The organism is Lactococcus taiwanensis (assembly GCF_014905395.1).
In the GTDB taxonomy this organism is placed as follows: Bacteria; Bacillota; Bacilli; order Lactobacillales; family Streptococcaceae; genus Lactococcus; species Lactococcus taiwanensis.
Map to the genome: position 1 here is coordinate 378,080 of NZ_BNDT01000001.1, position 16,429 is coordinate 394,508.

The following is a 16,429-nucleotide window of genomic DNA, read 5'->3' on the forward strand; positions in this document are numbered from 1 at the left end:
TTTTTAATACTTTTGAACCAGCTCGTAAGCTACATCAGCTTGTTGTGTGACACCTTGATTATGGATGGCCAAAGTTACAGTTTGTATTGCTATTTTTGAAGTGCCTGTGTGAGGTAAAGCTTTTCTAGATTTAGGTTCACTCACTTTATCGCTATATTTGTGAGTACCATATTTTCCAGAAGTAGAAAAAGTAATTATTGTTGTCGGCCTTTATAAAAGCTGACTTTTTTCGCATTTTTTGATATAATTAAGTTAATCTGTTTGCCCCTGAGGCAAACTTTTCCGAAAGCAAGAAAGGAACGTAAATTCTCTATCGAAAGCGGATTTACAACACAAACATGCAAGACAAAAATGTGATTAATGTCAATTTGGTTGAGGAGATGAAAACGTCATTTCGTGACTATGCCATGTCAGTTATCGTGGCACGAGCACTTCCTGATGTACGAGATGGTCTAAAACCAGTTCATCGTCGGATTCTCTACGGTATGAATGAGTTGGGGAATACCCCAGATAAACCACACAAAAAATCAGCGCGTATCGTCGGTGAAGTTATGGGTAAATATCACCCACACGGTGACAGCTCGATCTACGAAGCCATGGTACGGATGGCGCAGTGGTGGTCATACCGTCACATGCTTGCAGACGGCCATGGGAACTTTGGTTCAATGGATGGTGACGGAGCCGCAGCGATGCGTTATACCGAAGCCCGTTTAAGTAAAATTGCCTTAGAAATGTTGCGTGATATCAATAAAAATACAGTTGATTTCACCGATAACTTTGATGGAACAGAGCGTGAACCACTGGTTTTACCAGCGCGTTTTCCTAACCTTTTAGTCAATGGGACCACTGGTATTGCTGTCGGAATGACCACAAATATTCCACCACATAATCTGGCTGAAACAATTGATGCAGTAGACCTCTTAATGGAAAATCCAGAAGCAACCACAATGGATTTGATGTCAGTGATACCTGGTCCAGACTTTCCTACTGGTGCTTTAGTCATGGGCAAATCAGGAATTCGCCGTGCTTATGAAACCGGGAAAGGTTCAATTACTTTGCGTGCGAAGACGCATATTGAAGAAATGCCCGGTGGTAAAGAACGTATCGTCGTGACTGAACTGCCTTATATGGTCAATAAAGCGCGTTTGGTTGAACACATTGTTCGCTTGAACCATGAAAAACGCATTGAAGGTTTGACAGCTGTTCGTGATGAATCCAACCGTGAAGGAATTCGAGTAGTCATTGAAGTGCGTCGAGACCTCTCAGCTCATGTTATTTTGAACAACCTTTTCAAATTGACGAGCCTGCAAACCTCTTTCGGGTTCAATATGTTAGCCATTGAAAAAGGAATTCCAAAAGTCCTTTCGCTTAAAGAAATCCTTTTAGACTACATCGAGCATCAAATTGAAGTCGTTGAACGTCGAACTGCTTTTGATAAGGCGCGCGCAGAAGCGCGTGCACATATCTTAGAAGGTTTGCGGATTGCCTTAGATAACATTGACCGCATTATCAGTATTATTCGCGAGTCTCAAACGGATGCCATTGCCCAAAAAGCAATGATGGATGAATTCCAACTTTCTGAAAAACAATCACAAGCAATTTTAGATATGCGCTTGCGTCGTTTGACTGGATTGGAACGTGATAAAATTGAAAATGAATATCAAGACTTAGTGGCCTTAATTGCGGATTTGGCTGATATTCTCGCAAAACCTGAACGTGTAAAGAAAATTATTCGTGAGGAACTTGAAGAAGTTAAACGTAAATTCTCTGATAAACGTCGTACGGAGCTTCTGGTGGGTGAAGTCCTCAATCTTGAAGATGAAGATTTGATTGAAGAAGAAGATGTTTTGATTACTTTGTCAAATAAAGGATATATCAAACGTCTGGCAAATGATGAATTCCGGGCGCAAAACCGTGGAGGTCGTGGTGTGCAAGGGATGGGGATGTCGGATGATGACTTTGTGCAACATCTCGTTTCCACATCAACTCATGATCAACTTTTATTCTTCACTAACCTTGGTCGCGTCTATCGAATGAAGGGGTATGAGATTCCTGAGTACGGACGAACTGCCAAGGGTCTTCCGATTGTAAATCTTTTGAAATTAGATGATGGTGAAAAGATAGCAACCATCATCAATGTCGACCGTGATCAAGCAGCGAAATACCTGTTCTTTACAACACGTAATGGGGTTGTTAAACGTACAGCTACCGCACAATTTGCTAATATCCGGACGAATGGTCTGAAGGCACTCAATTTGCGCGAAGGTGATGAGTTAATTAACGTCTTACGAACTTCAGGAGATGACGAAGTCATTATCGGAACTCACTTGGGCTATTCTGTACGCTTTAAGGGTGCAGTTGTTCGTGATATGGGACGTAGTGCAACTGGTGTTAAAGGGGTAAATCTCAGAGAAGGTGACTACGTCGTTGGAACTTCAACCATCAATAACGAACAGGAAGTTCTTGTAATTTCAGAAAATGGTTTGGGTAAACGGACTCAAGCTTCTGAATATCCTACTAAAGGACGTGGTGGTAAAGGGATCAAAGTCATGAATGTGACTGAACGTACAGGTAAGCTTGCTGGCTTAACGGCGATTAATGGTGATGAAGACATCATGGTCATTACGGATACGGGTGTCATTATCCGGACGAATGTCTCTAACATCTCACAAACTGGTCGAGCAGCCCAAGGTGTAAAAGTGATGCGACTTGATGACGAAGCGCAGATCGTAACCTTTGCGTTGGTTGAAGCTGAGCTTGAAGAAGAAACAACGGTTCAAACTGCTGACGAAGCTGTCAGCAGTGCTGATGCAGATCAAGAATGAACATAAAATAAAAATGGGAAAGCCTGTCAGCTACTGGCAGGCTTTCTGAATTAAAAACTGGTGCTGACAGAGCTGTCAGTAAAAATAGGATGATGAAAAAAATATTAGGACTAGTTGCAGTAGGGGTGAGCCTGATTTCACTTAGTGCTTGTGGGAACAAAAGTGCTAAAGTAAAAGATACAAGAGATTTACTCAAAACGCCGCTTGAAAAAGACGTTACAACAATGGGAACTTTTGTTAAAGTCACTGTCTATGATAAAAATAAAGAAGCTGCTGTTGATCAAGCCTTGAAAATCCCTGTAACCTACAATAAATTAACAACAGTTAACCAGTCGGGATCTCAAATCGATCAAATTAATCAAAATGCTGGAGTTAAACCGGTCAAAGTTGATGCTGGTGTTTATGAACTGATTAAAGCTGGCTATCGTTATTCTGCTAAGGATTTAGGCTATGATATCACCATCGGTTCTTTGACAAGTCTTTGGAACATCGGTATGGATAACGCCCGAAAACCCTCACAAAAGGAAATTGATCAAGTGCTTCCACTTATCAATTACAAGTATATTGAGTTTAATGATGAAGCGCATACTATTTATCTGACAAAGCCATCAGTACGTTTAGACCTGGGTTCTATCGTTAAAGGATTTGTAGCGATGAAGATGGTGAACTCGCTCAAAGAAAACGGTGTGACAACTGGGATTGTCAACTTGGGTTCGAGTTCAATCTATGTGATTGGGCATTCTCCTCGGGGCGCTAGTGACCCTTGGAGTATCGGGATTAAAGATCCTAATGATCCAACGGGACAGCAAATGGGAATTCTAAAAGCAAGCAATCAACATGTGAATACATCAGGAATTTATGAACGTTATCTCGAGGTAGATGGCCATAAATACAGTCATATATTAAATCCAAAGACAGGTTATCCTTTTGAAAATGATATTGCTAGTATTACCTTACTTATCTCGGGGGAAGATCAGACCAATGGAGATGGCCTTTCTACCATGATTTATGCCATGGGTACGAAAAAGGGATATGAATACATTGAAAAAATGAAAAACGTTGAAGCTGTATTTGTTGATAAAGACAATAAAGTATATCTGACCTCAGGTATAAAAGATCAATTTGAATTAACAGAAACAAAGACCTTCAAGATTGGAAATATCAACGACTTAAAATAAAACACTTGTTTTAGCAAGTGTTTTTTTATTGTGTAGGTATTATGCTTTAGTGGAGGAGTAAAAAATAATTGAATGTTATTATAAAAGATCTATGAAGGTGAATTTCACGAAACTTATTCTTTACTCAAAAATTGGAGGATAAAGTGAGTCATCTGATATATATTGCGGATTGAAATTACTCAAGCCATAATTACTAATTATTTAAATCATTTTTAGAGTTATTTCAAGTACAGTTACCTTGTGCCAGTGAATTTAGGCTCAATCTTTTAAGTGAGTAGAGAAGTGAAGAATGAAGATTAAAAAAATAAAAAGTCGATATTATTCGACTTTTTTTGAACTAAAATATTAGATTTTTATGCAATAATGTATGTAACTTTATACGTAACAAATTATTGACAAAATTTGAAAGTTAGTAGTATAATCTCTTTAGTAGTTTATATGAAAAGGCTTGCATATAATAAGTGGGGGAATGGTATATTTTATTATATACATGCTGTCTTTATAAAAATACTAAATTTTTAAAAAAGGAGATTTACAATATGAGAAAAATCGTTATATTCTTTGCAGCCTTATTTTTAGGTTTCCTTATGCCAGCGAATGCTATTGCTCAGGCTGATGCTATTTCCAGTTCTGCTGCTTTGATGGCACAAACAGATAAAGTATCAAAACTTAAAAATCCAACGACTAATAATCCTGAAGTAAAGCAACTTGAAAAAATGTTAGCTCAATATAAGGTGACGGATTCCAGTTATTGGACTCCAGAAAATTCAGATTTAACTTCAAGAGGATATGGACAATGGCATGATTTGGGTGGCGGATGGAAAGCTAGAGTTGATCGTCCAGCTGCTGGAGATGCTAAACCTCATGTTCATGTTGAAGGACACGGTAAGAGTGGGGCAGAGAATGTGGATGGTACCAATTCACATGGATCAAACTTAGATAAAGCAGGCATTCCTAAGGGAGTTCAAAAGAAGGCTAAGGCTTTAAAGGATTACAAAAAAGGGCAAGATGATTTGAAAAAAGAAAAAGCGGCTAAATCTGAAATTAACAGACGGCACCTTAACTTAAAAAATCCTGCACAATTAGCAATAGCTATCGCCATCTTTATTTCCATTGTAGGCTTGGTTATTTTTGCACCTGAAAGCGCTCCAGCATGGGCAGCTCTTCTTGCAGCAATTTAAAAAGGAGAATTATGAAATATTTTGTTGACCCCAATTCAGATGATAATACTTTATGGGATATTAAAGGATATGAGCAAAACGTTGAAGATTTAAAGGAGGTTTTAGGGACTAGCTATACTTTTTTCAAAAAAGGACTTCATGATTATTCATTAAAGATAGAAATTTATGAAAGCAGTCGAAAGAACGTAAAAGAAGTAGTGGCTAAATTAGTTTTCTATGACCCGTATGAAAAATCATTCCAAACTCTTCTTTGTGAAAATACAAAAGTCATTAATATGAATTATGATGCTTCAAAGTATCTTTTTGCTGATAGTCAAAAGCTTGTGGAAGATGAAGGTTATGGGGAAATTTTAATTGGAGAAGTTCGGTTTGAAAACAAGTTACTAAACCTAGAATTGGAGTTGGTTTCTAAAACAAAGATTTATATCGCAGCTGAACGGTTAGTAATGCAAAAATGATAAGTTTTGAAAAAAATTTAATCAATTTAATCATGTTAGTTTTTATCGTATTTTTTCTATTGGCAGATAGCGGTAAAGTTAAAGCAGAAACCTTAACCGATGAAAAAACACAGACAACCAAAGCGATTGATGAAACGTCGGGACTGTTGGGAACCTGTCCATGGACGTTTCGTGATGGTATTTTGAAAATAGATTCTGGAACTATTGATGGAGTTCGATTTCCAGATAATTGGTATTACTCAAACTATCAAGAGATAAAAGAAATTAATTTAATTGGTCCTATTGTAGCTCAAGGGTCTTGTTATGCACTTTTTGCTGGTTTTCCCAATTTAACAACAATTCAAGGAGTTCAATACCTTGATACTCATAATGCAACAAATATGTATGAAATGTTTGCGAATGATTCCAAATTAGAAAACCTTGATTTGACAACATTTGACACTTCAAATGTTACAAACTTAACAGCAATGTTTGCCCATGATGCTGCATTAAAGGTTTTGGATTTATCTTCTTTTGATACAAAACAGGTTTATAGCATGAAGGCTATGTTTGCGGGAGACGAGGGATTAAAGAGTCTTGATTTGTCTAGCTTTGATATGAGAAAAAATGTCGGTACGTTAAATATGTTAGCCACTGGTGACTATCCCCCACAAGAATTAAAATTAGGAGCTAACGTTATTTTAACTTCAGATATGAATCTTCCTGATCCTGAAGAAACAGATGTTTACACTGGCTTTTGGGAAAATGTTGGAGAAGGAAACGCCGAAGAACCAGCAGGTCAATATATTTATGATTCCTTTGATTTACTAACCTTATTTCAAGGTCAGAAAATGGCTGATACTTACGTATGGCAAAAAAATCAACAGAGTCCTCACTCCCAAGTTCCAGTGAAAAAGAAATTTCTCAATCAAAAGAAAATAACTTTTCTTCAGTTCTACCTAAACCTCAAAGTTTTTCTAAAAATAATCCTCAAAATATTGTATCAACAACTAAACAAAGTTCAAGTCAGAAAGCTACCACAAGCCTCCAAAGCCAGACACAGAATTATCAGATGAGAAAAGGTGAAAAAAATTTACTCCCAAGAACAGGAGAGAGTGATAATGATTTGATGTTATCAGGTTCGATAATTATTAATTGTTTACTTGACTTACTAGTGTTCAAAAAAATTTTTTTAGAAATATAAATAAAACTCATAGTGGTAAATTAAAATGAGATAAGAATGCAATTTCATGAGTAGGATGATAAATTAAGTAAGATACAACTATTTGAGGGAAAGAGTTAATAATCATAGATTTCGGTCTATGGTTTTTTTTGCATCCATTTTTGGAAGCGAAATGGCATACTCCAAGAGATATTTTTGAGAAGGTTAAACTGGAAATTTTCTAGGGACTAGACTTTTGAGTAATGGCAGCAGGATTTTCCCCTAGTTTATGGACTGGTTGAAGCGGATCATAATGGTGATTGCTCGCTTAATTGTTTTATGCGAAGCTCAGATGCTTCGGAGTGGTTTAAAAAGGCTGAAGCGACCTTATACAAGGTAAAATTTTGGAACTTTTTAAATTTTAGAGCAAATTGTTTTTTGTAAAAAAGCTCAGAAATTTAAGGTTTTAGTCCTTTTGTGTTGCGCTCAGTTATATGGTTTAAAATAATATTTTTAGTCGTTATTAAATATGCTTAAACTTGGGGTTTAAATTAAAATGAAGAATGAAATGAAATAAACGCAGCGTTATTTTTACATATAAAATAATGTTGCACCCAAAAGCTTTATTCTTACTTTTGCAATCATTTTGACTAGTTGCTTAAAGAATGCTACAATTGAGAAAAGAAGTCAAGAGACGAGGAAGTGCTAAATGAAGAAGAGAACAAGCGGTAAAAAGAAAAAAGGGAACTGGCTCATTAATTTACTGATTTTAGTACTTTTTATTGTAGGGTTGGTCTTGGTATTTAATAAACCCATAAGAAATATGATGATTGCTACCAAAAGTAATCAGTATCAGTTAAGTCAAGTCACACCTGAAAAAATTGAAAAAAATAAAGAAGCTAAAGCCAGTTTTGATTTCGATGCGGTGCGTTCTGTAGATTTTCAAGCTGTTGTTTCTAGTCAATTTGATAAGCAACCTCTACCAGTAATCGGAGGGGTTGCTATTCCTGATTTAGGCATCAATCTTCCAATTTTTAAGGGTGTAGGGAACACTTCCTTACTCTATGGGGCAGGAACGATGAAGGAAGATCAAGTAATGGGTCAAGGAAATTATACATTAGCCGGACATAATATGACAGGTTTTACGTCTGATCTTTCAATTTTGTTTACTCCACTTGAAAAAGCAAAAAATGGGATGATGATTTATGTAACGGATAAAAATAACGTGTATGCTTATAAAATTGATAAAATTAATGTGGTAACGCCAGAGCATGTGGAAGTTCTTGACGACACGCCTAATCAAAAAGAAATTACACTAGTGACCTGTGCAGATGCAGAAGCAACCCATCGGATTATTGTGCATGGTACTTACGTCAGCACAACAGCTTTTTCAAAAGCTTCCAGTTCAGTCACTCAGGCCTTTGAAAAAAAATACAATCAAATCAAAAACTTTTAGTGCTGAAAGCAATCTATGAAAGATTGCTTTTTCTATTTTCTCAGTTATTTTTTGTCGTCCAAAATATGCTATAATTAAAAGTGATTTTCAGCTAGGAGAATAAAATGAATCCATTATTACAAGGAATGAACGAAAAACAAGCAGAAGCGGTCAAAACTACAGAAGGGCCTTTATTAATTATGGCAGGAGCTGGTTCAGGTAAGACTCGTGTCTTAACCCATCGAATTGCTTACTTAATTGATGAAAAAATGGTTAATCCTTGGAATATTTTAGCGATTACCTTTACAAATAAAGCGGCAAAAGAAATGCGGGAGCGTGCTTTATCACTTACTCCAAGAGCACAAGATACATTAATTGCGACCTTTCACTCCATGTGTGTACGAATTTTAAGACGTGATGCTGACCATATTGGCTATAATCGTAATTTTACAATTATAGATCCAGGGGACCAAAAATCGTTGATGAAACGAATTTTGAAGGAAGCGAATTTAGATCCTAAGAAATGGGAGCCCAAAGGGCTTTTAAATGCGATTTCAAATGCTAAAAATGATTTGTTAGATGAATCAGCATATGAAGCTCAGACAAACGCTAGACATCCCTATGAAATGGTTGTTGCACGTGTTTATAAGATTTACCAAAAAGAATTACGAAAAGCAGAATCAATGGATTTTGATGATTTAATCATGCAGACATTGCGTCTTTTTGATGAAAATCCAGATGTTCTTGCCTACTATCAGGGGAAATTTCAATATATTCATGTGGATGAGTATCAAGATACTAACCATGCACAATATCAGTTGGTGAAACTTTTAGCCAGTCGTTTTCAAAATATCTGTGTTGTTGGGGATGCGGATCAATCAATCTATGGTTGGCGTGGCGCAGATATGCAAAATATCTTAGACTTTGAAAAAGATTATCCCAAAGCTAAAGTGGTTTTGCTTGAAGAAAATTACCGCTCAACAAAAACAATTCTTGATGCGGCAAACAACGTCATAAAAAATAATTTAAAACGCCGACCAAAAGAACTTTGGACGCAAAATGATGCTGGAGATAAGATTATTTATTTCCGTGCTGGAAATGAACAAGAAGAAGCAAATAAGGTTTCTGAAATTATCACATCAGGTATTCGTTCCGGACGTTCTTATGCTGACTATGCTGTGCTTTATCGGACAAATGCTCAGTCTCGGACAATTGAAGATTCTTTTGTTAAATCTAATATTCCTTATACAATGGTTGCGGGAACGAAATTCTACTCACGTAAGGAAATTCGTGATGTTATTGCTTACTTAAATGTAGTAGCAAATCCAGCAGATAATATGAGTTTTGAACGAATTGTTAATGAACCTAAACGAGGAGTCGGTCCAGGGGCATTAGAAAAATTACGTCGTTTTGCTGACAGTCGTGGACTTTCTTTAGCAGATTCAAGTTTTGATATTATGTTATCCGATATTCGTGGAAAAGCGGCCGGTGAAATTTACAATTTAGCTCTTACTTTTGATTTATTAAGAACGCACGCTGAAACTTACACCATTACAGAATTAGTCGAAGAAATGTTGGAGCGTACTGGCTATGTCAAAGCTTTACAAATGATGCCAAGTATCGAAAATCAAGCACGAATTGAAAATATTGAAGAATTCTTGTCAGTAACTAAAGGATTTGATGAAAAATCAGAAATTCCTCTAGATGAAGAAACAGGAGAGCCAATTACTGAAACTGGTTTAGATAAGTTGAGCCGTTTCCTTAACGAAGTTAGTTTGCTTTCTGAAACAGATGCTTATGAAGAAGAATCTGACCAAGTAACCATGATGACCCTGCATGCGGCAAAAGGTTTGGAATTTCCAATTGTCTTCCTAATTGGAATGGAAGAAAACATTTTTCCTTTATCACGGGTAAATGAAGACATTGATGAATTGGAAGAAGAACGTCGTTTGGCTTATGTTGGAATTACACGGGCAGAAGAAACGCTTTACTTAATGAACGCCAATCAACGTGTGCTTTATGGGAAGACGAACTATAATCGTCCCAGTCGCTTTATTTCGGAAATTGACGATGAGTTGCTTGATTATACTGGTATTGCTCGTAAAGCAAATTCAAGCTTCAATGCTTCTTATAAATCGGGTGGTTTTGCTACAGGACGCTCGATGTCAGATGCTTTGCACCAGCGTAAAGCAGTGATTAATCCTACAGCAGCTCAAACAACAATAGATCAATCTTCAACAGAAGATTGGCAAATCGGTGATACAGCAGTTCACCGCAAATGGGGCGAAGGTCTGGTATTGGCTGTCTCAGGAACTGGAAAAAATATGGAACTTAAAATTAATTTTCCTGAGGTTGGGATGAAGCGTTTATTAGCCGCAATGGCACCTATAGAAAAGAAATAATTTAAATTTGGGGTAGAGGAATAATGACTTATCACGAGCTCGAAAGAGTCGAGTTAACAAACATGTGCGCCATCATTGACGAAAAAAATAAAAAAGTTTTGGTACAGGAACGTAAAAAAACGTGGCCGGGTGTTGCTTTCCCAGGAGGACATGTCGAAAAGGGTGAGGCGATCGTTCCATCAACAATTCGTGAAATAAAAGAAGAAACTGGATTAGATATCAAAAATTTAAAACTCTGTGGGATTAAAGATTGGTTCGAGCCTGATAAAGACAGAAGATATATGGTTTTTCTTTATGCTACTACAGAGTTTTCAGGGGAATTAATTGATGAAACATCTGAAGGAAAAGTATTTTGGCATGAAATCAATGGCTTGGAGCAACTTAACTTAGCGAGTAGTTTTTCAGAAATGGCCGAAATGATGCTCCGTTGTACCTATAATGAATTTATCTATGAAATTAAAGGGTCAGTGTGGGAGAAAAAATTCTTTTGAATTTGCATAATTTTAATTATGTTAAATGATGGAAAGGAGTTTGTATGACAACAAAAATAAGGTGCCAATGGTGTCTTTCATCTGATAGAATGGTTGATTATCACGATACTTATTGGGGAGTTCCTTTGCACGATGATCGGGAACTTTTTGCCAAACTGATTTTAGACATCAACCAAGCAGGTCTTTCTTGGTCAACAATCTTAAACAAGCAAGAAAATTTCTATAAAGCTTTTGATGACTTTGAGATAAGAAAAGTAGCTGCCTATGATGAGTTGAAAGAACAAGAACTTTTACAAAATTCCGGGATTATCCGTAATAAGCTGAAAGTAAAAGCAGCTATTAATAATGCACAACGTGTACTGGAAGTGCAAAAGGAATTTGGATCATTTGATGCTTACATCTGGTCATTCACAAAAGGTAAAGTTCAACAACATCATATTGAGGACGGAGAGGTGACGCCAGCTACAAGCGAACTTTCTGATCGTATGAGCAAAGATATGAAAAAACGTGGATTTAAATTCACAGGTTCCACGGTGATTTATGCGTTTTTACAAGCAGTCGGGGTGATCAATGATCACGTAAAAACCTGTTTTAGATATGCCGAATTATCAGGCAAATAAAAAATTACTGACGAGTTGGTCAGTAATTTTTTTAAGCTTAATGAAAGCTAGATACTTTGAAAAAATGCTGAAATTTCAGTATAATGACACTATAAAGGATATATTTTTTGAAAAAGGGAGGCCCATATGGCTAAACATGTGAAGACAAAAGATCGCAAGAAAACAATAGGTATAGTCAGTTTGGCGGTCCTATTGGTCGTTGCACTTGGGATTATAGCTTATCAGGTATTTTATCCTCAACAAGTGGGACCGGATAAAACGAATTCCTTTGCCCAATCCAGTAAAAGTAGCGGCACTCAGTCAACAAGTAAGAGCACAAAGGCCTCAAGTACGTCTAGCAAAGCTTCATCTAGCAGTACTTCGGAGTCGACCGTTGCATCCTCCTCATCTTCCTCATCGTCCACTGCAACTGCTAAGACTTGGAGTGCGTTGAGCGATAAGGAACATGATGCAGTCTATGCCCAGTGGGTTAATAATGCACAAGGTAAATATGAGCTTTACACAGGGGAAGCCAATCTCATTTATTTAGTAAACGTAGGGGACAACGGTGTTTCGAGTTATAATGATCCTGTGAATGTGATTCAAAATACAGCACGTATTCAAATTAATGCTGATGGCACCTATTATTTACAAGCCCCTAATCCTTCACAAACTGGATTACGTATGGCACAAAATCCTTGGCCAATGGTAGAGTGGCAAGTAAAAGAAACCCTAACTGGCGACCAGTTGTTTGCGAAATATGGTGCGGCGGAGGCACTTAAAGGTGGAGCTGCGCAAATCAAATCAATCAATAATACAGGTGTTCCTCAAGGAGCAGCTTAATAAGTGGTGGTAAAGCTGATTAAATCAGCTTTTTATTTTGTAAAAATGGCTGATGGTGTGGTCAGGAGCTGACCAGTTTGTCAGCTGACAAAAATGTGCTTTTTCAAGCAAAAAATGCTATAATTTTCAAGATGAACGAAAATGTTAATGGAATTTTAAATGTTTACAAAGAGTCAGGCTGGACATCGTTTGACGTGGTGGCCAAACTTAGAGGTATTTTAAAAACAAAAAAAATCGGACACGGGGGAACGCTTGATCCTTCGGTAACAGGGGTTCTACCGGTAGCCGTAGGCAAAGCAACGCGCCTTCTGGAATATATGGAGAACGCTGGTAAAGTCTATGAAGGGGAAGTGACGATTGGCTTTTCAACCGAGACAGAAGATGCTGACGGCCACATCGTTAAAAAAACACCCGTGATCAAAGAAGGACATGCTTTACTAACACCTTCTGAGATTGATGAAACTATGAAAGAGTTTACAGGTAAAATCCAACAGATTCCACCCATGTACTCTGCTGTAAAAATTAATGGGAAAAGACTCTATGAATATGCTCGCGCTGGTCAGACCATAGAACGACCTGCACGTGAGGTAACCATTTATTCTTTTGAACGGACGAGCCCGCTTACGCTTGATGAAGAGAACGATAGTTTACGTTTTTCCTTTAAAGTAGCTTGTAGTAAAGGAACCTATGTCCGGACGTTGGCTGTTAACCTTGCGGAACGTCTAGGTTATGCTGGTCACATGTCAAAATTACAACGCACAGCGAGCAATGGTTTAGAGATCCAGCAAGCTGTGACTTTAGCTGAGATTAAAGAAGCTCAAGAACAGGGCCAATTGATGGAGTTGCTTTATCCGATAGAATATGCAGTTACTGACTTACCACGGATTGATTTGTCAAGGGAGCAGTTTGATAAGGTTAAAGTAGGGAAAAAACTTGATACGAATCAACTGACGGCTGATTTGTCTTTTCATCCACTTGATGAAAAGTTACTGACGACGCTGTCAGCAATTACTACAAGTAAGTGTGCTGCTTTCTATGAGGATCAGCTGGTCGCTGTTTACATGAAACACCCTGAAAAACAAGGAGTATGGAAGCCAAATAAAGTCTTGGTCTAAGGCCGCATTCAAGTCCAATTCCTCGAAAGTTAAAAGTGAGAACAATGGAAATATTAGAATTTAATGAAGAACTAAAGTTTGATGAAGAACTTATCCTAGTCCTTGGCTATTTTGATGGCCTTCATCTTGGACATCAAGCGCTTTTTGCTGAGGCAAGAAAAGTCGCTGCGGTCCTCAATCTCAAGATTGCTGTCCTGACTTTTCCGGAAAAGCCGACGTTAACCTTCGAAAAATTTAGCCCTGATATGCTTTTGAAGTTAACCTCTGACCAAAAAAGAGCCGATTTATTTGCGAAAAATGGCGTTGATTATCTCGTATTTAAAGATTTTACTTCCGATTTTGCCCACCAAACTTCTGAAGAATTTTCAAAAAACGTTGTCCTTAAATTTAATCCAAAAGTCGTCATTACAGGATTTGATTATACCACAGGTTCAGACATGCAAAATCTTAAATCGACCGAAGATTACCGTGTCATTATTATTCCAGAACAAGCCGATGATCAAGGAAAGATTTCGTCAACAAGGATTCGCAAGGCAGTAGAAGAGGGAGAAATCGCCCAAGCTAATGCGCTTTTAGGTTATGCTTACGAAACAACAGGTCTCGTCGTTCACGGCTTTGCACGTGGGCGACAACTTGGCTACCCGACGGCTAATCTCGTTATCAAGGATTTTATCCATCTGCCCGCTGTGGGTGTCTACACGTGTGATGTCCTATTTCGTGGGGAGCGACATCGCGGTTTTGCCTCTATCGGTTATAACGATACTTTTAATGGTACGGAAAAGACAGTTGAGGTCCACATTTTTGACTTCAGCGGAGAAATTTATGGTGAAAAATTAACCGTTTTATGGCTCGATAAGATTCGCGATATGATTAAATTTGAAAACATGGAGCAATTGATTGCTCAAATGAAAGAAGATGAAAGAATTGCCCGACGTTACCACCTGTAAAATTGGACATTTTAGATAAAAATTAGTTTGGAATGAGAAAGGAAGCAGGAGGGATTAATGTCTCCTGAAAAATGAGAAACGGATGAAAGTTAACAATAAGAAAGTCGTCATTGTCGGAGCTGGTGCTGTAGGAAGTACCTACGCACATAACTTAGTAGTAGATGATTTAGCTGATGAGATTGCCATTATCAACACCAATAAGAGCAAAGCTTCAGCTAATAGCTTAGACCTTCTTCATGCGCTTCCTTATCTTAATTCTGCACCTAAAAATATTTATGCTGCTGATTACTGTGATGTGGCTGATGCCGATATTGTTGTACTTTCTGCGAATGCACCTTCTGCGACTTTCGGTGCGCAACCTGATCGTCTCCAACTTCTTGAGAACAATGTTGAGATGATTAGAGATATTACCAAACAGACAATGGCTGCAGGTTTCGATGGTATATTTCTCGTTGCATCAAATCCAGTAGATGTACTAGCTCAAGTTGTGGCCGAAGTTTCGGGTTTACCTAAAAATCGAGTGATTGGTACAGGAACGTTGTTAGAAACAAGTCGGATGCGACAAATTGTGGCTGAGAAGCTACAGATTAATCCCAAAAGTATTCATGGATATGTACTTGCTGAACACGGCAAATCTAGTTTTACCGCATGGTCAAATGTGACAGTAGGGGCTATTCCTCTTACAAGATGGTTAGAAAAGTATCCCAGCCCAGATTTTCCTTCTTTTGATGAAATTGACCAAGAAATACGAGAAGTGGGATTGGATATCTTCATGCAAAAAGGGAACACTTCTTACGGGATAGCCGCTTCTTTAGCGCGTCTTACTCGAGCTATTTTCCGAAATGAAAGTGTTATTTTACCGGTTTCAGCTTATCTGACAGGAGAGTATGGACAAGCCCAGCTCTATACTGGAAGCCCAGCAATTATTGATCGTACAGGAGTGCGCGCAGTCCTTGAACTGGATTTGACTCCCGCAGAAGAAGAAAAGTTTGCCCATTCAGCAGAACTTTTAAAGGAAAATTTTGATTCCGTAAAAGATAAGTGCATTGTGCAATAAGATAAAACTTAAAAGTAGGTGACGCCTACTTTTTTTAGTAAAAATAACTGCTTTACTGGTAAAAAACTGTTAAAATTAACTTAAGAAAATCTGATGCATTAAAGATATCGAGTTGAACATTAAGGAGGAGTGAAATGTGTGGAAGATATACTTTGGAACCTGAAGCTAATGAAACATTAAAACGTTTATTTGATAAGGCTAACTTACGCCTCGAAGAGTCTGCGGGAGTTTTTCCAATGCCTATGAAAAAAATAGCTACTGGTGAAATCTTTCCGTCCGATACCATTCTCACTCTACTTGGTGATAAAGCAACAGAAAATGTGGGTGCCTACGCTACGCGATGGGGAATTCGGAGTAAATCTCTAGTGATTAATGCACGTGCGGAAACTTTGCTAGAGAAAGTAACGTTTAGGCCTCTGTTTTCTCGTCAGCGCTGTGTTATTCCTACTAATGGTTTTTTTGAGTGGCAACATGGAAATAAAAAAAATGAAAAATCTACAAAATATTATTTTGGATTAGGAAGAAATACGCCGCTTTATTTAGCAGGGCTTTATCGCGTTCATGAAGGAGAGCTAGAGAGTGTGATTATCACAACAGCTTCAAACCCTTCAGTAAGTGATGTTCATGATCGCATGCCGCTTATCATTGCACAAGAAGACCTAAGAAAGTGGCTTTTTGATGATTCATTTGCGCAAAAACAATTACAGCGGGAGATGCCCTCACTCATGAAGGACTCTCTTTGTTGAGGGAAAAATAA

The 16,429-nt window shown here is 37.8% G+C and carries 15 protein-coding genes; 14 read left to right on the forward strand and 1 reads right to left on the reverse strand.

The window, feature by feature from the left end; all coding sequences use genetic code 11:
• Window positions 1-3: 3 nt before the first annotated feature.
• Complete coding sequence (locus JKP71_RS01810; protein WP_200406805.1) at window positions 4-144, reverse strand: hypothetical protein; 141 nt, start codon at window positions 142-144, stop codon at window positions 4-6.
• A 194-nt stretch (window positions 145-338) separates the two neighbouring features.
• On the opposite strand from JKP71_RS01810, the gene gyrA reads away from it, so the two are divergent.
• From gyrA to JKP71_RS01880, 14 genes are all read left to right on the forward strand, one after another.
• A complete protein-coding gene (gene gyrA, locus JKP71_RS01815) occupies window positions 339-2,825 on the forward strand; it encodes a DNA gyrase subunit A (RefSeq protein WP_200406806.1) in 2,487 nt (828 codons plus the stop codon).
• A 92-nt stretch (window positions 2,826-2,917) separates the two neighbouring features.
• Complete coding sequence (locus JKP71_RS01820; RefSeq protein ID WP_200406807.1) at window positions 2,918-4,003, forward strand: FAD:protein FMN transferase; 1,086 nt, start codon at window positions 2,918-2,920, stop codon at window positions 4,001-4,003.
• A 539-nt stretch (window positions 4,004-4,542) separates the two neighbouring features.
• Window positions 4,543-5,184, forward strand: a complete 642-nt coding sequence (locus JKP71_RS01825) for a hypothetical protein (RefSeq protein WP_200406808.1) — start codon at window positions 4,543-4,545, stop codon at window positions 5,182-5,184.
• A gap of 11 nt (window positions 5,185-5,195) precedes the next feature.
• Window positions 5,196-5,642 (forward strand): hypothetical protein, encoded by a 447-nt coding sequence (locus tag JKP71_RS01830; RefSeq protein WP_200406809.1) that lies wholly within the window; start codon window positions 5,196-5,198, stop codon window positions 5,640-5,642.
• A complete protein-coding gene (locus tag JKP71_RS01835; RefSeq protein WP_200406810.1) occupies window positions 5,639-6,697 on the forward strand; it encodes a BspA family leucine-rich repeat surface protein in 1,059 nt (352 codons plus the stop codon). Before JKP71_RS01830 ends, JKP71_RS01835 begins: the two co-directional genes overlap by 4 nt.
• Before the next feature lie 795 nt (window positions 6,698-7,492).
• Window positions 7,493-8,239, forward strand: coding sequence for a class A sortase (locus JKP71_RS01840; RefSeq protein WP_200406811.1), 747 nt, complete (start codon window positions 7,493-7,495; stop codon window positions 8,237-8,239).
• 104 nt (window positions 8,240-8,343) lie between these two features.
• Entirely contained in the window at window positions 8,344-10,620 is a 2,277-nt protein-coding gene (gene pcrA, locus JKP71_RS01845) for a DNA helicase PcrA (RefSeq protein WP_200406812.1), read from the forward strand.
• 23 nt (window positions 10,621-10,643) lie between these two features.
• Window positions 10,644-11,111, forward strand: coding sequence for an 8-oxo-dGTP diphosphatase (locus JKP71_RS01850; protein WP_200406813.1), 468 nt, complete (start codon window positions 10,644-10,646; stop codon window positions 11,109-11,111).
• Between the two features lie 44 nt (window positions 11,112-11,155).
• Complete coding sequence (locus tag JKP71_RS01855; protein WP_200406814.1) at window positions 11,156-11,731, forward strand: DNA-3-methyladenine glycosylase I; 576 nt, start codon at window positions 11,156-11,158, stop codon at window positions 11,729-11,731.
• 126 nt (window positions 11,732-11,857) lie between these two features.
• Window positions 11,858-12,553, forward strand: coding sequence for a hypothetical protein (locus JKP71_RS01860; RefSeq protein WP_200406815.1), 696 nt, complete (start codon window positions 11,858-11,860; stop codon window positions 12,551-12,553).
• 131 nt (window positions 12,554-12,684) lie between these two features.
• On the forward strand, window positions 12,685-13,668 hold the full coding sequence (truB, locus tag JKP71_RS01865; RefSeq protein ID WP_075525838.1) for a tRNA pseudouridine(55) synthase TruB: 984 nt from the start codon (window positions 12,685-12,687) through the stop codon (window positions 13,666-13,668).
• A 44-nt stretch (window positions 13,669-13,712) separates the two neighbouring features.
• Entirely contained in the window at window positions 13,713-14,615 is a 903-nt protein-coding gene (locus tag JKP71_RS01870; protein ID WP_200406816.1) for a bifunctional riboflavin kinase/FAD synthetase, read from the forward strand.
• Between the two features lie 82 nt (window positions 14,616-14,697).
• On the forward strand, window positions 14,698-15,672 hold the full coding sequence (locus tag JKP71_RS01875; protein ID WP_075525776.1) for an L-lactate dehydrogenase: 975 nt from the start codon (window positions 14,698-14,700) through the stop codon (window positions 15,670-15,672).
• A gap of 134 nt (window positions 15,673-15,806) precedes the next feature.
• On the forward strand, window positions 15,807-16,418 hold the full coding sequence (locus JKP71_RS01880) for an SOS response-associated peptidase (protein WP_075525777.1): 612 nt from the start codon (window positions 15,807-15,809) through the stop codon (window positions 16,416-16,418).
• Window positions 16,419-16,429: the final 11 nt, after the last annotated feature.